The following is a 350-nucleotide window of genomic DNA, read 5'->3' on the forward strand; positions in this document are numbered from 1 at the left end:
GGCCGCGCGCTTCGATCCCGTGCCCGGCACCCGGCTGCCGCTCGACGCCGTGCTGCGCGACGATGCCGGGCAACCCGTCCGGCTGGCCGCGTTGTTCGACCGTCCGGTGGTGCTGGTGCCCGGCTATTACACGTGCCCGAACCTGTGCAGCACGGTGTTCGAAGGCGTGCTGCAGGCGCTCGCGCTGTCCGGGCTCGCGGCCGGGGACTATCGCCTCGTCGGCCTCTCCATCGATCCGCGCGACGGCGCCGCCGCGGCCGCGGAGAGAAAGCGGGGGGGGGTGTGTTTTTCACATCTCCGAGCCCCCGCGACGGAGCGGCAGGGGGGGGGGGGGGGGGGGGGTGGTGAAA

At 74.0% G+C, this 350-nt stretch carries 1 protein-coding gene; it reads left to right on the plus strand.

The features are described from left to right. Window positions 1-350, plus strand: a 350-nt coding sequence (locus ACEN88_RS34750; protein ID WP_413346966.1) for an SCO family protein, incomplete at both ends; no start/stop codon positions are given.

This window comes from Massilia sp. CT11-108, from assembly GCF_047302915.1.
Taxonomy (GTDB): domain Bacteria; phylum Pseudomonadota; class Gammaproteobacteria; order Burkholderiales; family Burkholderiaceae_D; genus Telluria; species Telluria orientalis.